Genomic DNA, 22,818 nt, shown 5'->3' on the forward strand with positions numbered 1-22,818 from the left:
TCACGTTTAGCCCAAACTCGTCGGGGGAACTCCGCACTCACTCCGCTGGGCGGGCCACTCTCGTTCTTCGGAGATCATGCCGAGTCGTCGCGAGGAGCGGTCATGCAAGATGCAGGGGAGCCTGAACGTGGTTCCAGGGGTGCCGAAGACTATCTGCTCGGTACCGCCGGAGGTGGGGTATTCGTGTTCGCAGGGCTCGCTCTGACACTCGGGGCGATCGTCGGTCTGCACATCGGGCACTGGGCGGTCATGGCTGTTGCCGTACTCGGGCTCGTCCTGTGGATCGTGAGCGATGGCATCGTCCGCATCAGCCGGCACCGGTCGCGCAGCATCGGTCCGGCAGCAGCCCCGTCCAGGCAGCCCGCGCAGCGAGCGGCGTAGGACCTACCGCTCTCGCCGGTCGGCGTCTCGGCTCGGTTGACCGCGCACCGAAAGGTGGCCGACAGCGGAGAACACCCCGTGAGTGGTCGCGCCACTCGCGAGGTGTTCTGCAGTCGGCTGGCTAGTTGAGCTTCTGCGGCTGGCCGTAGGTCATCACCGTGTTACCGCCAGCGGTGGTCACCATCGCGTACGGACGGATCGTGACCGCACCGATCGCGCCGGAGACCGAACCGTGCATTCCGTTCATCCGCACGAATGCCACCGGTCCGTCGAAGGGCTGCCGGTCGAGGACGGGAACCGTGGTGATTCCACCTGGCTCTAGGTCGATGGCGAGTTCCTGCGATGGAATGATCGAGCCTCCGATTGCGCCCTGGGTTCCCGCTTCGAGGGCCAGTGCCGGAACCGGGAAGACCTCCGCAATGACGGCGTTGTTCGCCCCGACCTCCCAATCGAGGTTTGGAGTGCTGAGCACAACCAATGCACCGACCAGGGCGACCGGATAGCCGATCTGATAGCCGAAGCTCAGCTCACTGCCCTCGAAGTCCGCCGCGTTGGGGCCAGTGATCTCGACGCCCGCGTATCCGTCATGGAAGAACTCGACAGTGGTCGGCGCGCCGTCAAGGGGCGGAACGGACTGGAAGCTGGTATCGCCCTGCAAGACCCTGATGAGGTTGTCATTCCCGTCGAGAACGGAGTTCTCGTTGTCGATGGCCGCTGACGCCGTGCCATTGCCCATGACCACACTGAGCGCAGCGACGCCTGCAATGGCGATTGCGCGTGTGAACCGTAGGCGAGTTTTGTTCATGTTTGTCATGCGGACCTCATTCAGGATGTGCGTTGCGTTACAAAATCCATGCTGAGCGTACACATTGGCAGCCGAAATTAACACCCGGGTTGATCAGATATTGACAAATCGGCCAACCATTTAGCACAGAGAATAACCCGATCAAAACGAGGGCGGAGTCGATATCGGACAAATGGCACCACACTTGAAATCGCGCCCCGCCGATACGCCCGGACCGACGTTCCACACGCCGTCGTGCACTCCGGAATTAGCCCAGCAATCTCCTAGCTAACTCCGGTATTCTCGGGCGATCGGTATCGATCCCTGACACGTCTATCGGCATCGACCCGAGATTCGAAAGGCGCAACTGCGTGACTGAGATTCTCACCCAGATCGATACGAAACCGTCGAAGGCGCGCGCAACCGGCACCGCCATTCGTCGGCTCCGCTCGCGATTGAATCCGCACCCGGGCGATGTCGTCGCGGTCATCTTCTATGTGGGCTTGGCGGTGTTCGTGCTGAGCCGCCAATGGAAGCACCTGGGGACGGGATATCTGGTCCACAGCGGACAGGACCAGACGATGTGGGAGTGGTTCTTTGCCGTCGCCGCGCGATCCGTAGTTCATCTCGAGAATCCACTGTCCAGCGATCTTCAGAACTACCCGCTCGGCGTCAACCTGATGGGCAACACTGCCATGTTCGGTCTGAGCATTCCGCTCGCGCCAGTGACGCTGCTGTTCGGTCCCACCGTAACGTTCACTCTTGCACTCACACTTGGCTTGTCGGGCACAGCCGCCGCCTGGTACTGGGTCTTTTCGCGGCACGTCGTTTCATCGCGATTCGCAGCTGCGGTCGGCGGCAGCCTGTGCGGTTTCGCCCCTGCAATGATCTCCCACGCAAACGGTCACCCCAATTTCGTCGCGCTGTTCCTTCTGCCGTTCATCGCGCTGACCGTAGTCAGGTTGGGCACCGGGATCAGGCCGGTTCGGGATGGCGCCATCGCGGGTCTGTTGATCGCCTATCAGATCTTCCTCGGCGAAGAACCCCTGCTGATCTACGCACTTGCATACGCGGCCTTCGGGATTGCCTACGCCGCGTCCCGTCCGCACGCGGCTGTGGCGGCGGTGAAGCGCAGCATCAAGGGATTCGCGATCGCGGGCGGCGTTGCGCTGATCGTCACCGCGCTCCCCTTGTGGTGGCAGTTCTTCGGGCCCGACAGCTACAGCGCGATCGAACACGGCCCGGTCGGAAACGACGCCGAGGCGTTCACCAGCTTTCCCACATCCTCGCTGGCAGGCGATCCTGGATCCGCCGAGTTCAGCATGAACGCAACCGAGGAGAACGCATACTTCGGCTGGCCGTTGCTGATACTCCTCGGTTTGTCAGCCGTGTGGTTGTGGCGGATTCCGCTCGCGCGTGCCGCCGCGGTGACAATCGTCGTCATGGGTGTGCTGTCGCTCGGCACGTCACTGACCATCGGCGGCTCGGACACCGGAATTCCTCTGCCGTGGAGAATGATGTCGCATCTCCCGCTGCTCGAATCCGTGCTCGAATCACGTTTCGCGATGGGCCTTCTCCCCGCCGCCGCCCTGCTGCTCGCGCTGGGCACCGAGCGAGCGCTGGCCTCCACAGGCGAGGGCTGGCGCACCACCACGGTGGTGTGGGCGGGATGGCTCGTGGTGGCGCTGCTTCCGCTCGCTCCCACACCACTGGACGTCGTGCAGCGGACGAGCACGCCGGCCTTCTTCGCCGACGGCGCGTGGAAGGAGTACGTCACCGATGGTTCGGTGGTCACGGTGCCGCTGCCCTCACCCGAGAATGCGCGAATGCTTCGCTGGCAGACCGAGCAGGATTTCGCATTTCCCATAGCCGGCGGTTACTTCATCGGCCCGGCCGGAAGTGAGGGGCGCGGCAAGTACGGACCGGACGACCGCCCGACCGCGCTCCTACTGGCATCGGCCCAAAGATCGGGACAGGTGCCGGCCATCGACGACGCAGCGAGAGCCCAGGCGTTCGCGGATCTGAGGTTCTGGAAGGCGGACGTTCTAGTACTCGCACACACCCACAACGAACAAGCTCTACGCGAAACGGTCGACCGACTCGTCGGTTCACCCGCACGGGGCGTCGACGGCGTGTGGATCTGGGACGTGCGGGGGCTGACGTAGGGCACGAGGCGCCGGCGAACGCACAACAACTGCTCAGGTGGGAGCGGGGCTGTGTTCCACATAACATCGTCCTGTGCCGCCCGACGCAGCAGAGACGCTCGAGACGTCCCCCTCACAGCCGCCGCTGCCCGACGCCGGGAGCGTCCGCACATACCGAATCATCGCAATCGTCACGGGCCTGCTCGGGTTCGTCCTCGCACTCGCAACCCCGTTCCTGCCGGTGAAGCAGGATGCGGCCTGGATCGACTGGCCGCAGAACGGCGTCCTGGGCAGCGTCGAATCCCCACTCGTCTCCTATACGCCGCTCGACATCCAGATCAACGTTCCGTGCTCGGCGTTCGCTCGACTCGAACCAGACGGCGGCACCGTACTCTCCACGCTTCCGAACCGGGCGCCCGGCTTCGAGGAGGACGGGCTCGTCATCAAGACCGGCGGCGACGGCACGGTCGACGTATCGATCCGCGGCACCTCCTTGATCTCCACCGATCTAGAGAACATCCAGGGATGCTCGACACTGACCGTCACATCCGACTACCAGCGCACGTCCGCAGAGATCACCGGCACCGCGGAACCGGTCACTGAAAGTATCGATGGCGACTGGCGGCCCCAAATGGTCGGGCTCTTCACCGACCTGCAAGGACCGACCGGCGACGGACTCGGCGACCTGAGCGTCCATGTCGACCTCGACTCGCGCTTTTCGACCACCCCGACCCCACTCAAACTGATCGCGATAGTCGTATGCGTTCTGGCTACGCTGACGTCGCTGTACGCGCTGCATCGCATCGACGGCATCGATGGCCGGCGGGCCCGTCGCTTCCTGCCCGCCCGGTGGTGGAAGTTCACCGCGGCCGACGTCGCCGTGATCGGGACGCTTCTGCTGTGGCACGTGATCGGAGCCAACACCTCCGATGACGGCTATCTACTCGGTATGGCGCGCGCCTCGGAGCACTCCGGCTACCTGGCCAACTACTTCCGTTGGTTCGGTGTACCCGAGGCACCGTTCGGCTGGACGTACAAACTCCTCGCGGTGCTGGCCGATGTGAGTACCGCAAGCATGTGGGTGCGGTTGCCGACGCTCCTCGCCGGTGTCCTCTGCTGGATGTTGATCAGTCGAGAGATCATTCCGCGGCTCGGCGTCGCCGTGCGCCACAACAGGACTGCGCTCTGGACCGGCGGTCTCGTGTTCCTGGCCTTCTGGCTGCCTTACAACAACGGCCTGCGGCCCGAACCCGTCATTGCGCTCGGCGCCCTTGTCACCTGGTGTTCCATCGAGCGCGCCATCGCCACGCGCAGACTCCTTCCCGCCGCCGTCGCTGTGCTCGTGGCCGCGTTCTCCCTCGCCGCCGGTCCATCGGGTCTCATCTGTATCGCCGCCCTACTTGCCGGTGGCCGCCCGATCGCGCAGATTGTGATAACCCGCGGACGTCAGGTGGGATTCGCCTCCCAGATCATGCCCATCCTCGCCGCGGGAACAGTCGTGCTGGTGGTTGTCTTCGGGGATCAGACACTCGAGGCGGTCCTCGAATCGACGCGCGTCCGTAGCGCTGTCGGGCCCAACATGGCATGGTTCGACGAACGACTTCGCTGGGACGCGCTCCTGAGTATCTCGCCGGACGGTTCCCTGACCCGTCGATTCGGCGTTCTGATCATGCTTCTGTGCGTGGTCGTCTGCGCGATGCTGATCTTGCGGAAAGGAAAAGTGCCGGGCACCGCCATCGGGCCGTCCCGCCGCATTCTCGGCATCGTCGTCGCATCGCTTCTGTTGATGATGTTCACGCCCACCAAGTGGACGCACCACTTCGGTGTATACGCCGGACTGGCGGGCTCGGTCGCCGCGCTGACCGCGGTCGGCGTGGGTGCAGCGACCATCCGGTCCAAACGCAACCGGACTCTGTTCGCCGCGGGCATCCTGTTCGTCCTCGCGTTGACGTTCACGGGGTCCAACGGCTGGTGGTATGTGTCGAGTTACGGCGTCCCGTGGTGGGACGAGCCACCGATGATCGGCGGCAAGGGTATCTCCACACTCTTCATGGGCCTGGCGATGCTGGCCGTGCTCCTCGCAGCGTGGTTCCATGTGAACGAACCGTTCGAGGGGAACGAGAAGAAGGGGAACGAGAAGAATCGGCCCCGCGACAAGCGTGCCCGGATCTTCGCGGCATCGCCGCTGACGATCGCTGCCGGTGCCGTCGTTCTATTCGAGGTGCTGTCCCTGGTGAAGGGCGCAATAGCGCAGTACCCCGCCTACTCCATCGCCAAGTCCGACATCGAGTCGGTAGGCGGGAATATCTGTGGTCTCGCCGAAGAGGTCCTGGTGGAAACCGATCCCACGGCGACGCTACTCTCGCTGCTCACCCCGGCAAGCGATCTTAGCGGCGCCGGCGCGTTCGGCGCCACGAACTCGGTGGGCTTCACCCCCGGCGGAGTCCCGGCCGACCTCACCTCCTACACCGAGGAGGAATCGGACGGCGGCGCCGCCGCGACGGGTATCAATGGCGCCGCCGTGGCTTTGCCGTTCGGTCTCGACCCCTCCCGAACCCCTGTGATCGGCAGCTACCAATCCGGCCGGGAACAGTATCCTGCCTTCCTCATCACGGGCTGGTATGGACTGCCCGAGCGCAGCGACGACACCCCCATCCTCAGCATCTCGGCAGCCGGGAGTATCCGCTCGGTCGACGCACACGGCGTCGTCAGCCCCGGACAGATCCTGAGCGTCGAGTACGGCGTGGCCGATCCCGACGGATCCGTCACCCCGCTCGGCGCCGTCGACCCAATCGATATCGGCCCGACGCCATTGTGGCGCAACCTTCGGGTTCCGCTCGATCAGATCCCAAGCGAGGCGAACACCGTCCGACTCATCGCGGAAGACCCGGATACCGACCCCGACCAGTGGCTGGCCTTCACCCCGCCGAGGGTGCCGAAGATGCAGACACTGCAGACCGTCGTGGGCTCGGAAGACCCGGTGCTCGTGGACTGGGCTGTCGGGCTTGCGTTCCCCTGCCAGCGCCCCTTCGATCATCGCTATGGCGTCGCCGAGGTCCCGCGGTGGCGCATTCTGCCCGACCGTGTCAACGCGGAAGCGACGAATGGCTGGCAAGACGCGTTCGGAGGCGGTCCGCTGGGCTGGATCGACCAACTCTTATCGGCCACCACTCTGGCGACCTATCTGTCCAACGACTGGGACCGCGATTGGGGCTCACTCGAGCAGTACACGCCACTCGACGAGTCGGCGACGGCGGCACGGGTCGACTCCGAACAGGTGATCAGGTCTGGTACCTGGTCACCCGGACCGGTGCGTGACCAGTAGAAAGAGTCCTGGTTCGCGTATTGAAAGATTTTCATCCTCAGGTTCCTGACATACGATCGGAAATCGTGCCAGATATCGCGACCATCTCCGTCTCCGAACCCGAAGGGTCTTCGCCCCCGGCCCTCGAGAACAAACGGAACGAGCATCGGACGACTCGTCTGGTCGCCATCGTCGCCGGTCTCATTGGGTTCGTGTTGTCGGTGGCGACGCCATTCCTCCCGGTACAGCAGACGACGGCCGCGGTGAATTGGCCTGAGAACGGGGTCGTCGGCGATCTCGAAGCACCGCTGATGTCGCAGGTGCCGATCGACCTGTCGGCGACGATTCCGTGTTCCGTAGTTGCCCAACTACCCGCGGAGGGCGGACTTCTTCTGGCGACCGCTCCCGCACAGGGTGACAACGCCGCGATGAACGCAATGTTCGTTCGGGCCACCGAGACCTCCGTCGACGTGATCGACCGCAATGTCGTGGTCGCGACGGCGCCGCGCGAACAGGTCGAGACGGTGGGTTGCTCGGAGATCGTCATCACTTCGAACATCGACGCAACGTCTGCCGAGTTCACAGGTCTGACGACCCCGAGCGGCGACCCGGTCTCCGGTGAGCTCACCGGCGACCTCCGGCCGCAGATCGTGGGTGTCTTCAGCGACCTTCCCGATGGACCGGCGCCATCCGGCCTGTCGTTCACTGCAAACGTCGACTCCCGGTTCTCGTTGAGTCCGACGCTCATCAAGTCCATCTCGATCATCGTGGCCATCCTTGCCACGGTCATCGCGCTCGTCGCCCTCAGCCGCCTCGACGGCATGGACGGCCGGGGGCATCGCAGCTTCTTCCCGGCGAACTGGTGGAAGTTCACACCACTCGACGGGGTTGTCGTCGGCACACTGGTGCTCTGGCATTTCATCGGTGCCAATACATCCGACGACGGCTACATACTCAGCATGGCGCGGGTCTCCGAACACGCCGGCTACATGGCCAACTACTACCGCTGGTTCGGCGTCCCCGAAGCACCGTTCGGTTGGTATTACGACGTACTGGCGGCGATGACCAACATTTCGACCGCGAGTCCGTTCATGCGGCTACCCGCACTGATCGCCGGGATCCTCTGCTGGCTGCTGATCAGCCGCGAGGTGGCACCTCGTCTGGGTCGCGCCGTGCGCCGAAACAACGTCGCCCTGTGGACCGCGGGATTCATCTTCCTCGCGTTCTGGCTGCCCTATAACAACGGTCTGCGGCCCGAGCCGATCGTGGCGCTCGGCGCGCTGCTCACCTGGTGCTCGATGGAGCGTGCCATTGCGACCGGACGCCTGTTCCCGGCAGCCATCGCAGTCCTGATCGCTGCGTTCACTCTCGCTGCCGCCCCGACGGGTCTGATGTGCGTGGCTGCCCTGCTCGCGGGTGCGCGACCGATCGTTCGCATCGTCGTGAAGCGTCACCGTGAGGTAGGGACGCTGGCGTTGCTGGCACCGATCGCCGCTGCCGGAACCGTCCTTCTGGTCGTGGTGTTCTACACCCAGACCCTCGCCACCGTGATGGAGGCCACCCGTGTGCGCACCCTGATCGGGCCGAACCTCAAGTGGTTCGAGGACTTCCTGCGGTACTACTTTCTGTTGCTCCCGACCGCCGACGGTTCCCTCCCCCGCCGATTCGCGTTCTTCGCGATGATTCTCTGCCTGTTCGCAACCCTGTTCATCCTGGTGCGTCGCGGACGGATTCCCGGTGTCGCGACTGCTCCGTCGTGGCGGCTGATAGGTGTCGTGATCGGCACGATCTTCTTGATGATGTTCAACCCCACGAAGTCGACTCACCACTTCGGTGCGTACGCGGGCATCGCTGGCTCGCTCGCCGCACTCACCGCGGTCGCGGTGTCGGCTGCGGTTCTCCGGTCTCAGCGCAACCGCACGGTCTTTCTCGCCGGAGTTCTGTTCATGCTGGCGGTGAGCTTCGCCGGTATCAACGGATACTGGTACGTCTCGACCTATGGCGTGCCGTGGTTCGACAAGCCCGTTTCCTTCCAGGGGTACCAGTCCTACACCTTCCTCTACATGCTGTTCGGGGTCGCCCTGGCCGTAGCGGCGTGGCAGCACCTGCGTCAAGGTTTCGCCAAATCATCCGCCGGCAAGAACACACGCAAACGCAGACTCGCCAATAAATTCTTCGCGGCGCCGCTCACCCTCGCTGCCGGGTTGATGGTGTTGTTCGAAGTACTCTCGCTTGCCAAGGGCGCCGTTGCGCAGTACCCGGCGTACTCGCTGGCCCGATCCAACTTCGAGGCCTTGGCCGGACATACCTGTGGACTCGCCGACGACGTCCTCGTGGAGCCCGACACCAACAGCGGAAATCTCAATCCCATAGCCGATCCGTCACAACCGCTGGCTGACCCCGCCAATCCACTGGGCGGCGCGAACCCCGTCGGCTTCTCGCCCAACGGGGTTGCCTCCGATCTGACCGCCGACGCCGTCGCGGCCGTTCCTGGCGAGCGCAGCACCAACGGCCAGAGCGTCGACCCGGGCCTCGATACCGCTTCCGGGGCCGGAACAGGCCAAGTCGGCGTCAACGGCAGCAGCGTCGCACTGCCGTTCGGACTCGACCCCAGCACGACACCCGTCATGGGCAGTTTCCAAGGAGGCGTCCAGGAACCGGCCAGCCTGACGTCGAGCTGGTACGCACTCCCCGAACGCAGCGACGACAGCCCGCTGATCGTTATCTCTGCGGCCGGACGCATATGGTCGGAAGACGCGACCGGCGCCATCACCTACGGGCAGTCACTGCTGCTCGAATACGGCAAACGCCAACCCGACGGCACCGTCGAGCCTCAGGGAACATACCTCCCCAAAGACATCGGGCCGGCACCGTCGTGGCGCAACCTCCGCATCCCGATCAACGAACTGTCCCCGGACGCCGACGCGGTGCGCATCCTCGCCAACGACCCCAACCTCGCCGGCGATCAATGGCTCGCATTCACCGCACCCCGCGTCCCCAAGCTAGAGACCCTCAACTCGATGGTCGGTAGCTCGCAGCCCGTACTGCTGGATTGGGCTGTAGCACTTCAGTTCCCGTGCCAGCATCCATTCGATCACCGGGACGGTGTCGCGCAAATGCCGAACTACCGCATCCTTCCCGACTACGTGCTCGCCAACCTGATGACCAACCAGTGGCAGTCCGAGGAGGGCGGTGGTCCGCTGGGATTCTCGTACATGCTTGCCGGCGCGAACACCGTCCCCACCTACCTGAAGGATGACTGGGATCGCGACTGGGGTTCCCTCGAGCGGCTCGACCGGTACTACCCCGACGCCGTTCCCGCCACACTCGATACCGGAACCGCGACCAGGTCAGGACTTTGGTCACCGGGCACCCTGCGCGTATACGAAAACCCGTAGCCTGCCGCGCCGCGCCACCGCCCGATGTGACATTCGTTCCGTCTGACTGAACGAATGTCACATCGGGTGACAGGCGGACAATGAATTGCGGCGTTGCCCACAGCTTCTCGTTCATCCACAGGCTGATGTCCGACCTGGCGTTTCGTGGCACGTCCCGAGGCATCTCGTACATGCTCTGAGCATGCGACGAGGAACCTGGGCCGACGATCTCTCTGCGACAACCGCGATCAGCCGCGACGGCGTGATTCGGGCGGCCACACTCGAACGGTTGGGTGTCGCGAAGGGGACGATCTCCGCGCGCTGCAACGACGGCGGTCCGTGGCAGCGCATCCTGCCCGGAGTGGTCCTGCTGCACAACGGGCCACCGACAACGCTGCAGCGCAATCTGGCAGCACTCGAATACGGCGGCCCCGATTCGATCCTGTCGGGACACGCAGCTCTGGCCGCATTGGGCTATGCGCAGTCAGCATCGAGAAATGAAGTGCTGCTTCTCATTCCGAACACCCGGCATCGCCGGGACACATCGTATGTGAGAGTTGAACGGACGTGGAGAATGCCCGAGCCGATCGGGCGCGGGCTTCTACGCGTCGCTCCGCACGCCCGTTGTCTACTCGATGCGGGTCGACGCACAGTGCAAGCCGACAGTTGTCGGGCGTTGCTCGCAGGCGGAATCCAACGTGGTGATGTGACGGTGGACGAACTCGCGCGTGAGCTCGCTGCCGGTTCAGACAGGGGAAGCCGGTTGCCCCGCGCAGTGCTGCACGAATTGAGCCACGACGCGCACTCCGTGGCGGAGGTGCATGCTCAGAAGCTGTATTCCAGAAGCGGACTTCCCCCGATGCTGCACAACATCGATGTGTGCTCCGCCGCCGGGCTGTGGATTGCACGCCCCGACGGTTGGCTCGACGACGTCGCCCTCGCCTGGGAGATCGACTCTCTGAAATACCACTTCTCACCAGAACTGCACGAGGCCACGGTCGTACGTCGGGCGCGGATGCAGCGCGAGGGAATCATCGTCGTGACACACCTACCAAAGCAGATCCAGACCGACCCTGCGACTGTGCTCGCGGACTTGCGCGCCGCCTTCTCGCTTGCTGCCTCACGCCCCCGGCCACCAGTCTCCATCTACACAGAAGAGAACCGACGGTCGGCATGACGCGTCTCGTCGCCCAATGTCACATTCGTCTAATCAGACTGACCCGATGGGACATTGGGAGACGAGACCGAAAGAACTACAGAGGCATCAGGTCGTGCTTGCGCGGATTGGGCTCCACCTTCTTGTCGCGCAGCAGCGTCAACGCCTTCCGAATCTCGAGCCGGGTCTTCGACGGCTCGATCACGGCGTCGATGTACCCACGCTCGGCTGCGATGTACGGCGTCGCGATGTTCTCGTTGTAGAAGTTGATCAGCTGGCGACGCACGGCGGGCGCGTTCTCGCCTGCCGCCTCGATCTGCCTGCGGCCGATCAGATCGACGGCCCCCTCGGCGCCCATCACCGCGATACGAGCTGTGGGCCACGCAAAGTTGATGTCTGCACCCAGCTGCTTCGAACCCATGACGGCGTAGGCGCCGCCGTACGCCTTGCGGATCACCACCGTCACCTTCGGCACCGTCGCCAGCACGAACGCGAAGATGAACCGTCCGCCGCGCTTGATGACCCCGATCTTCTCCTGCTCGAGGCCGGGAAGGAAACCGGGAGTATCGACCGCGAATACGAGTGGAATCTCGAACGCGTCGCAGATACGGATGAAATGGGCGGCCTTGTCGGATGCCGCGGCGTCCAGCGCACCGGCCGACACGAGTGGCTGGTTCGCGATCACTCCGACAGTGCGCCCGTCCACTCGCGCGAACCCGGTGATGACGTTCATCGCGACCTGCCCGGAGATCTCGTGGAAATCCCCGTCGTCGAAGATTCGCATGAGAATGTCATGCATGTCGTAGCCGGCGTTATCCGAATCTGGGATAAACGTATCCAGTTCGCGATCGGACGCCGTGATCTCCGGTTCGAGGCCGGGATTGACGATCGGCGGCAGCTCTTTGCAACTCGACGGCATGTAGCTCAGGTAATTGCGAACCCACTCGAATGCAGCCTTCTCGTCCGGTGCGACGTGATGGAGGTTGCCGTACTGGGCCTGATTCCGTGCCCCGCCCAGTTCCTCGAGGCTGATGTCCTCTCCGGTGATCTTGCGAACCACGTCGGGGCCAGTGACGAACATGTACGACTCTTCGGTCGCCACCAGAACGTCCGTGTTGATCGGTGCATACACCGCGCCGCCCGCACACTTGCCCAGAATCACCGAGATCTGCGGGCACATGCCCGACAGCGGTTCCTGGCGACGGCCGAGTTCTGCGTACCAGGCCAGCGAGGTCACCGCATCTTGGACACGGGCCCCCGCCGACTCGTTGATACCGACACAGGGGCAGCCGATCTTGGCGGCAAACTCCATGATGGCGGCCACCTTACGGCCGAACATCTCCCCGACTGCTCCGCCGAACACCGTCTGATCGTGGGAGAAGACCGCCACAGGACGCCCGTCCACGGTGCCGTGCCCGGTGACGACGCCGTCGCCGTACGGATTGTTCGGGTCACCCGGCAACTTCGCGAGTGCACCCATCTCGACGAAGCTGCCGGGATCGAGCAGCATGTCGATGCGGTCACGCGGAGTCGGCAGGCCCTTCGCCTCACGCTTCGCAATGGCCTTGGGCGAACCCGGCGTCTTCGCCGACTCGAGCTTTTCGCGCAGTTCGGCAAGCTTGTCTGCGGTGGTGGTCACTGATGCGCTCCACTTCCGGCGGCCTCGATCTCCGCCAGCTTCTTGGTCAGGTCCGCCCCGACCTTCGCAATGTACGGCTCGTCAACGACTTGAATGTGGTCGCCACCCACATGGATGACCTCGAGGTTCTTCACTGCTTCGCCCCAGCCGCCGTCGGGCTTGCGGGTCTTGAAGGCGGGCTCGAGAACTATCGCGTCGTCGTGGTAGCGATCGGCCATGTAGAGGACGACGTCGCCGTCGTACCGCTGCAGTTCAGCCGTTTGAATCGCCCGGTTGTCGAGCCAAGATGTGCGCTGATGCTCGATGATCCCGCCTGGGATTTTAGCTCCGCTCAACTTGAGCAGATCCATCAAGATCTTGATCTGCTCGTCGTCGCTCTCTGCGGCCGCGAGTTTGTCGTACGGCAGCGGGTAGTCCACGTTGTAGGTCTTCTTCGCGAAGGCGGCGTACCGCTGCCAGCGCTTGCGGATCTCTTCCGGGGTTTCCTCGACCTTCTCACCGGCCATCACGGTGTCGATGAGGCCGACGATCCGAACATCGGCGCCGGACTCGCGCAGCAATCTCGCCACCGCATAGGCCAGCACCCCACCGAGCGACCAGCCGCAGAGCACGTACGGTCCGTCACCCTGGATCTCCCGAATGAGAGGCAGGTACTCAGCCGCGCGCACCTCGATCGGCCCCTCGGTACGTTCGAGTCCGTACATCGGGGTGTCCGCCGGCAGACGCCTGAGCAGTGGCTCGTACGCCACGGTGGAACCACCGGCGGGGTGGAACACGAAGACCGGCACTGCCGTGGAGCCTGCGGGGCGAGGCCGCAGCGCCCTGACCAGTCCGTCGATCTTGTCTGCGTCCTCGAGGAACCCGCGCACCACATTGGCCAGTTCCTCAATGGTGGTGGAGTCGAGCACGTCGTCGAACGTGATGTCTCCGTTCGCCCGCTCCGACAACCTCGCAGCGAGCTTTTCCGCCGTCTCGTCGCTGAGGATCGGAAGCGTGTTGAAGATGCCCTTCGCCGACTCGCCGGTGACGACGGCCCACGTGGCGAATGTCAGGCGCTCGGCCGCATCACGAGGCGGTACGTTCGTGTCGGTCGCGTCAGCCGGTTCTTCCTCGCTGCCCGGGGTAGCGGCCCCGGCGTCACTGCCGGTCTGGGCGTCACGGTCGGCCTCAACAGCCTCGCCGGCCTCGGTCTCACGGTCGGCCTCTCCGGCCTCGGTCTCACGGTCGGCCTCTCCGGCCTCCTCCGCTTCCCGCTGCGCTTTCTGACTGTCGGCCAGCGCCTGCACTTCTTCTCGGTTCTCCACCGCGTAGCGCAGGTATTTGGCAACCTCCAGAAGGTTCGCATCACGGACGGCCTGCAACTGCAATTGCGGAATATCGAATTCGTACTCGACACGGTTCTTGATCCGCACAGCCATCAGCGAGTCGAGGCCCAACTCGACAAGCGGGATCTCTGCAGGCAGGTCCTCCGTGGCGTAGCCCATCGACTCCGCGACGATCAGCGTCAGACGCTCCTCGAGCGTCTGCGAACCGTTCGGATCCCACTTCTCACCGATGTCATCGACGACCTCCGGCAACTCCTCCATGGGAGAGCTGGACTTCACCGGTGCAGCCAGGACGGGTTCGGGCAGGGCGTCACCGGAGGTGACCGCAGCCTCGAACAACAGCGTGAAACTCGCTCCGGTTCGGGCGTGCACCTGCAGCGATGCTCCACCCGGATGAGAGTTGAGCGTCGTGGTCAGCGTTCCCTCGGCGGGAACGTGTGCGTGCAATACGGACGCTGTGAGCGTCACGTCGGACAACACCTGGGACGCGGCAGCGGTTGCCAACGCGGGCAAGTCGGTGACAGCACCGGCCTGAACCTCCCACGCGTGCCGGCCGTCCGGCAACGACACGTGCGCTCCCGGAACGCGGGTGTTGCCACTCGAATTGACCCGGGTCTCCAACCAGTACGGCTTGCGGATCCACGCGGTGCGCGGGAGCTCGGCGAAGCCTCCCTCGGGCAGCAGCGACGACAGATCGACGGCATGCCCGTGCACGTACAACTGAGCGAGCGCGGAGAGGACACCGAGTGGCTCGTCCTCCTTGCGCTTGAGCGTCTGGATCAGCTGCATATCGTGCAAGCCCGCGTCGAAGGCGGTGGCGGCCACGGACATAAGTGCCACGGGGTTGGGTGCCAACTCCACAAATGTGGTGTGACCAGAGCCGACCGCAAGCCGGACGGCGTTGGTGAAGTACACGCTGTGGCGCAACCCCTTGGTCCAGTACTCCTCGCGGTGGATCGGCTCGTGGCCGGCGCGGTAGAAGGTCTCCTTGTCGACCGAGGAGTACACACCGAGTTTCAGCTTGTTCGGCGCGATTCCGGCGAGCTCGGCGGCCAGTTCGCCCAGCAGCGGATCGACCTGGGAGGTGTGGCTCGCGCCCTTCGTCTTGAGAACGCGTGCCATCTTCTCTTCGCCTTCGGCGCGCGCAACGATGGCGTTGACCTCGGACTCGGGGCCACCGATCACGGTGTGCGTCGGAGCCGCGTACACGCAGACCTCGAGGTGGGGGAAGTCGGGAAGAACGCTCCCGATCTCCTCCGCGCTGTACTCGACGAGCGCCATGAGACGAATGTCGTCGCCCTCGAGCAGCGCCTCGGCCTCACCCATCAGCCGGGAGCGGGCACAGATCACGCGCACCGCGTCCTCGAGCGGCAGACCACCCGAGATGTAGGCAGCGGCAGCCTCACCCATGGAGTGTCCGACGACAGCCTCGGCGTCGGCGCCATGGTGACGCAGGAGCGCTGCCAAACCGATCTGAATCACAAAGATGCCGACCTGCGACGTCTCGACGTCATAGTCGATCGAGTCGTCGAGGAACTTCTCCTTCATGGAGTAGCCGGCCTCATCCTCGATCAGCGCGTCGACCTCGTCGACCGCGGCCGCGAAGACCGAGTTCTCCAGATACAACTGCTTGGCCATCTTGCGATGCTGCGAACCGAAGCCCGAGAGGACCCAGACGGGGCCCTGCGGTGACGGCGAATCCGCTGAGAACACTCCCTGGCCCGGCTTACCGGCGGCAACCGCACGTAACCCGGTGATTGCCTCGGCGCGGGTCTTGGCGAGCACCACCGCACGCGATCGGCCGTGGTTGCGGCGTGCAAGAGTTCGGGCGACGTCGGCGAGCGGAGTAGTGCTGCCCTCCTCGGTCTCTAGCCAGTCAGCGAGATCCGATGCTGCACGGCGACGACGCGACGGCAACGCACCGGATACCGCGAGCACCACTGTCTGCTCGGCACTCTGCGACTCCGGCGCTTCGGATGCCCCCTGCGACTCCGTCGCTTCAGATCCGTCTGTCGCCGGGGCCTCGGGCGCCTCTTCTGCCTCGTTCACCGAAGGTCCGGTGTACTCACGCACCACCACGTGAGCGTTGGTGCCGCCGAAGCCGAACCCGGACACGCCTGCGATGGCGGAACCGGTGTATCGCGGCCAGGCCGCGCCCTCGGGGATCACCTGCAGGTGCGCTTTGTCGAAGGCGATGTATGGATTGGGACCCGCGAAATTCAGCGTGGGCGGCAACGCGTCTTCCCGCATAGACAGGACGACCTTGATCAACCCGGCGGCTCCTGCGGCGGCCTCGAGGTGCCCGAAGTTGGTCTTGGCGGAACCGAGCAGCGCGGGCTGGTCGTCGGCGCGTCCACGGCCGACGACGCGCCCGAGCGCATCAGCCTCGATGGGGTCGCCGAGGATCGTTCCGGTGCCGTGAGCCTCGATATAGTCGACCCCCGCCGGATTGATACCGGCGTCGCGGTACGCGTGCCGCAGCACATCGGCCTGCGCGTCGGGGTTCGGGGCGGCAAGACCGTTGGAACGCCCGTCCTGGTTGACCGCGCTGCCCGCGATGACTGCCAGAACCTCGTCCCCGTCGCGCTCAGCGTCGTCGAGGCGCTTGAGCACGAGGAGACCACCGCCCTCGGCGCGAATCATGCCGTCGGCGTCAGAGGAGAATGCCTTGATCCGGCCGTTCTTCGCCATCACATCCAACTGGTCGAATCCCAGTGTGGCGGGTGGGGCGATAAGCATGTTGACGCCACCGGCGAGCGCGACTTCCGATTCACCGGACCGCAGCGAACGCACCGCCTGGTGCACAGCAACCAGCGAAGAGGAACACGCGGTATCGATGGCGACGGACGGGCCGCGGAAATCGTAGAAGTAGGAGACTCGGTTGGCGACGATGGACGTCGCCGTACCGGTCAGCGCGTAGGGGTGCGCGTTGGTCGGGTCGCTGACCGCAAGAAGTTGATAATCGTTGGCGGAGCTACCGATGAAGACACCGACCTCCCCACCCTTCAGGCTGCTCGCAGGAATACGGGCGTGCTCGAGCGCCTCCCAGGTCAGTTCCATCGCCAGACGCTGCTGAGGGTCGACGTTGACGACCTCGAGCGGGGACATCGCGAAGAACTCGGCGTCGAAGCCCTTCAGGTCGTCGAGGTAGCCGCCGAGCGTGTTGGCCTTCTCGATCGCAGCCTTGATCTGCGGGTCGGAGGCGAACTCCTCCCAACGACCTTCGGGTAGCTCCGAGATGCCGTCGCGGCCCTCCGCGAGCATCTCCCACATCTGCGCGGGAGTCGTTCCCGCGCCCGGGAACCGCGTGGCCAACCCGACGATCGCGATGTCGTGCGCGTCCGACGACGGAGCCGACGCGTAGTACGCGGCGTCGACTCCGTCGTCGGTCTGCTCGGGTTCACCCTCGATGATGCGGGTAGCGAGCGACGCGATGGTGGGGTGCTGATAGGCAACGGTCGCGGTGAGCGTGACACCCACGAGTTCCTCGATCTCACCACTGAGAGCGACGGCATCCCGAGACGACAGACCGAACTCTTCCATCGGACGGTCGTCGGTGATCTGCTCGATCGGTTGCCCGGTGACGTCGGCGATCCAGTTGCGCAGCCACTCACGCAACTGCGCAACCGTCAGGTCACCGGCACCGCCGGACCCATCTCCCGTCGCTTCGCTCGCCGTCACTTCGCTCGCCCGGTCACGATCATCATCTATTTCAGCCATCAGCTCACCAAGCTACCCGTCAGGAAGTGGACTTATTCGTCAAACGCTATCGGGGAAGGCATTTTGCTTGTGCCCTCCGCGCAAGGTGCCCTCGATGTAGCTCGCCTTGCATGCCCGGCGCGCGATCTTTCCGCTCGATGTTCGAGGGATCGAACCCGCGGGCACCAACAGGACGTCCCGCGCGGTCACACCGTGTCTGGTCGACAGCGCCGCGCGCACCGTATCTGCGATGGGCTGCGGGTCGGCCTTGCCCGCTCCAGGAGCGCGCTCGGCCACGACCACGAGTTGCTCTGACGAATCCTCCGGGTCGAAGTTCAGGCCGGAATGAGAATTCGCGAACACAACGGAAGGCAACTCGTTGGCGGGAACCGAGAATGCTGCGACGAAGCCGGGACGCAGAGCAGAACTGGCCTCCTGCGCCGATACCTCGAGGTCCTGCGGGTAGTGGTTGCGGCCGTCGACGATTACGAGGTCCTTGACGCGTCCGGTGATGAACAACTCGCCGTCCACGTAGACACCGAAGTCACCGGTACGCATCCAATTGGCGTCCGAGGGCGCTCCCTCGGTGTGGCTACCATCGGTGAGAGGGGTCGCGAGCTTGTTATAAAACGTCTCGGCGGTCTCGTTCGTGCGACCCCAGTAGCCGGCTCCGATGTTCTCGCCGTGCAGCCAGATCTCTCCTACGTGGCCGTCGGGTTGCTCAGTGCCCGTCTCCGGGTCGACGATGGCGGCCCACTGACTGCGCGCAACGTAGCCACAGGAAACCTGCGGGATGGCGTTCTCGGCGTCCTGGTCGACCTTGACGACACGGCCGGAGTTGAGTGCGTTGCGATCGACATATATGACGCGTGCCTCGTCCGAATGCCGCGTGGACGACACGAACAGCGTTGCCTCCGCCATGCCGTAGGAGGGCTTGATGGCCGTTTTCGCCAGGCCGTAAGGCGCGAACGCCTCGTTGAACTTTCGCATCGACGACGTGGTGACAGGTTCACTGCCATTGATGAGGCCGATCACGTTGCTCAGGTCGAGAACTTCGCCGTTCTTGGGCAAACCCCGTGCCGCAGCGTGCTCGAACGCAAAGTTCGGCGCCGCGGCGAAGGTACCCGCACCGTCGGACACGGCAGCAAGTTCCTTGATCCACCGGTACGGACGCTGCACGAACGCTCGCGGACTCATGATGGTGATGTACTGGCCGCCCAGAGCGGGAATGATGACCGTCAACAATCCCATGTCGTGGAACAGCGGCAACCACGTGACGCCTCGCGACTGTTCGGTGAGTTCGAGGGAATCGACCATCTGCAATACGTTGATACCCACCGCGCGGTGTGTGATCTCCACACCGGCGGGTACGCGGGTCGAGCCCGACGTGTACTGCAGGTACGCAATGTCGTCGAGAGCGATCTCCGGGCGCACCCAGTTCTCTCCGACGCTGTCCGGGATCGCGTCGACGGCAATGACACGGGGCCGCTCGGCAGCGGGAAGGGACCGGAAGAACTCACGAACTCCGGCGGCGGAGGAGGTGGCCGTCAGAATTGCAGAAGGCTTGCAGTCCCCGAGGACGGCGTGAAGCCGATCGGTGTGTCCGGGCTCATTGGGATCGAATAGCGGCACGGCGATGGTGCCGGCATGGATGGCCGCAAAGAAGGAGACGACGTAGTCGAGACCCTGCGGCGCCAAGACCGCCACGCGGTCTCCGCGCTTCGTCACCTGCTCGAGACGAGTCGCGACGGCACGTATGCGGTGTCCGAACTGGTCCCAGGTCAGCTCATGGACTTCGCCGTCGCGCTCACGCGAGTAGTCGATGTAGCGGTAAGCCAGGTCGTCCGCGTTCTCGCGGGTATGCCTCTGGACGTAATCGACCAGCGTATTCTCGGCGTCGAGCCTGATTCGGCCCATCTCGTCGATAAAGTCGTCGAACAGCGCTTTCATTCCATCTCCTCCGAAGCGATCACACAGACATGCCACCATGACCGCGCCCCAGACTTCGTTCGCCTAATCGGATCTTGTCCAACTTGTGGGTTCGCGTGAATCGCGAATGCCCTAGACACGTACTAATCGATCGCAAACCATCGATATGTTACAGATCGGCCTCACTGCCCTTGTTTTCACCGCATCTACTCGCCTTTCAGCTGCGAGATGATAGGTGCAAACGCATCCATCTGGGTGGGAAATACACCGACATAGGACATTGTGGTTGCTTGCCGCACCATGCGGATCTGGTCCGCGATCTCATCGAAACTTCCGATCGCGAGATACGGCGAACTCAGGATGTCCTCGACGGACAGTTTTGTATCGACCTCGATGTTCGGCGGAAAACCCTGATCGAGCGCCGCCAGCGCCATCTCGGCGGTCTGCTCGCGGTCGTCGGTGATGACAATGGTCGTGATCGTCCAATTGAGTTCGATGTCGTCGAAACGGTCACCGGCGGCTTCACGGATGCGATCGACGCGTTCGATGGTCTTCTCGAGCGTGACCCCAGACAGCAGGAGCTTGCCTTCCTTACTTGTGGGGGTCGCCACAGAAATGATGTCTGCGTAGTTCGCCGCTAGTGCCAGCATCTTGGGCCCACCGCCGCCAACCGCGATGGGAGGCCGCGGGCCTTGTCGTGGCCTCGGGCTGCCTTTGAGCCCTTTGATTTGGTAGTACTCGCCATCAAAGTTGCATTCTTGACCGCGCAGCAGCGTGTCGAGGATCTGGAGAGTCTCTTCGAGCTTCGCTATTCGCACGGCAGGCCGCTCGTAGTCGATACCGCCTTTGTCGAACTCTTCCTTCATCCACCCGGCCCCGATGCCGAGTTCTAGGCGGCCACCGGAGAGGACGTCGATTGTGGCCGCGTCCTTCGCAAGGATTGCCGGATGCCGGAAGCCGTTAGCGAGCACGGCTGTCCCCAGACGAATCTTGTCTGTGGCGACCGCGAGCGCGCCCAACGCCGCGATCGGACCTACCTGATTGCCCAGGTGGTCGGGGATCATGAAGCTGTCGAATCCGAGTTCCTCGGCCTTTTGCGCGAGCTTGACGAACCTACGGGCGCCACCCTCTTCGGCGTTGCCTTCTCCGCCGGCCGCAAATCGAAACTTGCGCAACGACCTGGAGTCGGAACTCATGGATAGCCTCTCCTGTGTGGTACATCCGCAATGCGGGACGCGAACATCGCCGGGCCCGTTTCGGTGGTAAGGCGGACTCGTGGTACAGCGATAGTGCAGCACTCTACATCCGCCGAGCACCGCACACTACCGGTCAGTAAAGGATTCGCCAATAGGAGCAAATGATTCACCGTCGGCAACCGGACCGACCCCGTCCCCTCAGGGAATCAATAGTGAGCGGGGAAGGGAGCAGCCTCGATCTTCTGGGCAGCCCAATCCTCAATCCATTGCGTGGCTGTCGTACCCGAGTCGTCCACTACGTATGAGTTGTACATCGCGTGGACCGGGTTGTTGTTGTACTCGAGCAGTCGCAGACCACTGCTGAGCCAATTACTCGGCTTCAACGCCTTGGGTGGGGCGTCACAGATGCCGTCCGACGGAGCGCAGATGTCCACGGTGCGGTCGGCGAGATCACCGAATCCTCCGGGACGCGGACCGGTCATCGTGATTCCGGGGATCTTCAGACCGTCCAACGAGAGTTCGGCACCGACTCCGGTGACCGGTGTTCCGATGTAGATGGCTGTGCCCGGGTCGCGGCGGCCATCGGCGATCAGCCCGACGCCCAGTACGAGGTCAGCGGGGACGGGGCCGTCACCATTGCCGATGCTCGACGCCACGTCACCTGCGATCACGGCACCCTGTGAGAAGCCGGTAAGCACGAAACTTGTCAGAGGGCACTCCTGGTGGCGCCGGAGCAGGATGTCATTGGTAGCGGCAGTGCCAGCCGCGCGACTCTTGTTGTACGACGCCTGCCCATCCGGCGGGATGGCCACCGGATTGGAGAACTGCGCGACGTACGGAACCGTGTAAACGTCGGCGCGGGAAGATTCGAACTGCTCCTGCAGCGGACGAGATATGTTCAGCATCAACGACGCCGGGTTGGACGAAGGGTTGTACGGATCGTCCGTCTCGCTGGACTCCCACGTTCCAGGAATGACCACGACCTGAACGTCGGGACAGCTAGCCGACTGAGCGTTCGGGCGTTCCGGACCAGGCGGGACCGGGATCGGCTTGGGTACCCGACCGGCGAGGAGATACCAAAGTGCGATCATCGCAGCGAGAATCACCGCAAGGATCACGATGAGCACCACCAATTTGCGCAGGCGGCTGCTCTTCTTCCGGGTTCCTCGCCTGGTCGAAATCATTGACGTCTACTTGCAGTAGGTCGCGTTCGCGACATCCACATAGGTCTGGGCGTCCGCCGCAGCCTGCTCGTCGGTCAGTTGCCTACCCGCGGCCGACGCCTCGGTACCGACCATCGCAGTGACGAACACCATCGTGACCGAACCGCTCTGACCTTCCGCCTCGGCCTGGCAGATGAAGTCGGCCGTGCTGATCGCCGTGCTGCCGTCACCCGACGGCTCGATGCCCGCGTCCCTGAGAGCATCGAGGAACCGCTGCCCGTCTCCGCTGACCGGGACCTGGTCGGGCCCGGGGAAATCCTCCGGAAGCGCCTCGGGCTCGCTGGGCGGAGCCGTGGCTGCTTCACCTGGGCTCGTCACCGGTGCAGGAGTGGACTCGCCGGCATCGGGGGCATCGGGGGCATCTGCGGCCGCACCTTCGTCGGCGGACTCGGCAGCAGACGTAGTCGTGCTCGCCGACGGGGTGGAGGTAGCGGTGACGTCGTCACTCCCGCACGCTGCGAGCAGTCCAGCCGCTGCAAGTGCCATCGCGCCGATCGCGACCTTCCGCCCGGCGATAGTGCCGATACGTGAGTGCTGCGCCATCTATATCCGTCCTTAGCTCTTCAAGTCAGCTCTTCAAGTCGTTGCCTCTAGCAAGGCTACAGTCGCAGGGGGCGAGACCAGAGCCATCTGCCCTGGTCCCGCCCCCTGCGTGTGGGAT

The 22,818-nt window shown here is 64.0% G+C and carries 12 protein-coding genes; 5 read left to right on the top strand and 7 right to left on the bottom strand.

Annotation, left to right across the window (positions count from 1 at the left end):
• Positions 1-102 precede the first annotated feature (102 nt).
• Positions 103-381 carry a hypothetical protein gene (locus BFN03_RS17050; RefSeq protein ID WP_070380001.1) on the top strand — a complete coding sequence of 93 codons (279 nt, stop codon included), beginning with the start codon at positions 103-105 and terminating at the stop codon, positions 379-381.
• Between the two features lie 121 nt (positions 382-502).
• On the opposite strand, the gene BFN03_RS17055 is transcribed toward BFN03_RS17050, so the two are convergent.
• Positions 503-1,195, bottom strand: coding sequence for an MspA family porin (locus BFN03_RS17055; RefSeq protein ID WP_070380002.1), 693 nt, complete (start codon positions 1,193-1,195; stop codon positions 503-505).
• 341 nt (positions 1,196-1,536) lie between these two features.
• Between BFN03_RS17055 and BFN03_RS17060 the strand changes: the two genes are divergently transcribed.
• From BFN03_RS17060 to BFN03_RS17075, 4 genes are all read left to right on the top strand, one after another.
• Positions 1,537-3,330: a glycosyl transferase gene (locus BFN03_RS17060; protein WP_070380003.1), complete on the top strand. Its 1,794-nt coding sequence runs from the start codon at positions 1,537-1,539 to the stop codon at positions 3,328-3,330.
• Between the two features lie 73 nt (positions 3,331-3,403).
• Entirely contained in the window at positions 3,404-6,634 is a 3,231-nt protein-coding gene (locus BFN03_RS17065) for an arabinosyltransferase domain-containing protein (RefSeq protein ID WP_084385664.1), read from the top strand.
• A 65-nt stretch (positions 6,635-6,699) separates the two neighbouring features.
• The gene (locus BFN03_RS17070; RefSeq protein WP_070380004.1) at positions 6,700-10,011 is read left to right on the top strand and encodes an arabinosyltransferase domain-containing protein; all 3,312 of its coding nucleotides are present in this window, start codon (positions 6,700-6,702) and stop codon (positions 10,009-10,011) included.
• Positions 10,012-10,192: 181 nt separating this feature from the next.
• Positions 10,193-11,167 (top strand): hypothetical protein, encoded by a 975-nt coding sequence (locus BFN03_RS17075; protein WP_070380005.1) that lies wholly within the window; start codon positions 10,193-10,195, stop codon positions 11,165-11,167.
• A gap of 76 nt (positions 11,168-11,243) precedes the next feature.
• Here the strand turns inward: BFN03_RS17075 and BFN03_RS17080 are convergent, their stop codons facing one another.
• The 6 genes from BFN03_RS17080 to BFN03_RS17105 form a co-directional block, all read right to left on the bottom strand.
• Positions 11,244-12,785, bottom strand: coding sequence for an acyl-CoA carboxylase subunit beta (locus BFN03_RS17080; RefSeq protein WP_070380006.1), 1,542 nt, complete (start codon positions 12,783-12,785; stop codon positions 11,244-11,246).
• Positions 12,782-17,743 (bottom strand): polyketide synthase Pks13, encoded by a 4,962-nt coding sequence (gene pks13 / locus BFN03_RS17085; protein WP_070381023.1) that lies wholly within the window; start codon positions 17,741-17,743, stop codon positions 12,782-12,784. The genes BFN03_RS17080 and pks13 overlap by 4 nt, the downstream gene beginning before the upstream one ends.
• 126 nt (positions 17,744-17,869) lie before the next feature.
• The gene (gene fadD32, locus BFN03_RS17090; RefSeq protein ID WP_070380007.1) at positions 17,870-19,759 is read right to left on the bottom strand and encodes a long-chain-fatty-acid--AMP ligase FadD32; all 1,890 of its coding nucleotides are present in this window, start codon (positions 19,757-19,759) and stop codon (positions 17,870-17,872) included.
• 185 nt (positions 19,760-19,944) lie between these two features.
• Positions 19,945-20,934 (bottom strand): LLM class F420-dependent oxidoreductase, encoded by a 990-nt coding sequence (locus BFN03_RS17095; RefSeq protein WP_070380008.1) that lies wholly within the window; start codon positions 20,932-20,934, stop codon positions 19,945-19,947.
• A 206-nt stretch (positions 20,935-21,140) separates the two neighbouring features.
• Complete coding sequence (locus BFN03_RS17100; protein ID WP_070380009.1) at positions 21,141-22,118, bottom strand: cutinase family protein; 978 nt, start codon at positions 22,116-22,118, stop codon at positions 21,141-21,143.
• 6 nt (positions 22,119-22,124) lie between these two features.
• Positions 22,125-22,700, bottom strand: a complete 576-nt coding sequence (locus BFN03_RS17105; RefSeq protein WP_070380010.1) for a DUF732 domain-containing protein — start codon at positions 22,698-22,700, stop codon at positions 22,125-22,127.
• Positions 22,701-22,818 lie beyond the last annotated feature (118 nt).

The organism is Rhodococcus sp. WMMA185 (assembly GCF_001767395.1).
Classification (GTDB): domain Bacteria; phylum Actinomycetota; class Actinomycetes; order Mycobacteriales; family Mycobacteriaceae; genus Rhodococcus_F.

Coding starts and splice junctions, on each gene's coding strand:
- BFN03_RS17050 (WP_070380001.1), top strand. CDS start 103: ATGCAAGATGCAGGGGAGCCTGAACGTGGTTCCAGGGGTGCCGAAGAC.
- BFN03_RS17055 (WP_070380002.1), bottom strand. CDS start 1,195: ATGACAAACATGAACAAAACTCGCCTACGGTTCACACGCGCAATCGCC.
- BFN03_RS17075 (WP_070380005.1), top strand. CDS start 10,193: ATGCGACGAGGAACCTGGGCCGACGATCTCTCTGCGACAACCGCGATC.
- fadD32 (WP_070380007.1), bottom strand. CDS start 19,759: ATGAAAGCGCTGTTCGACGACTTTATCGACGAGATGGGCCGAATCAGG.
- BFN03_RS17095 (WP_070380008.1), bottom strand. CDS start 20,934: ATGAGTTCCGACTCCAGGTCGTTGCGCAAGTTTCGATTTGCGGCCGGC.
- BFN03_RS17100 (WP_070380009.1), bottom strand. CDS start 22,118: ATGATTTCGACCAGGCGAGGAACCCGGAAGAAGAGCAGCCGCCTGCGC.
- BFN03_RS17105 (WP_070380010.1), bottom strand. CDS start 22,700: ATGGCGCAGCACTCACGTATCGGCACTATCGCCGGGCGGAAGGTCGCG.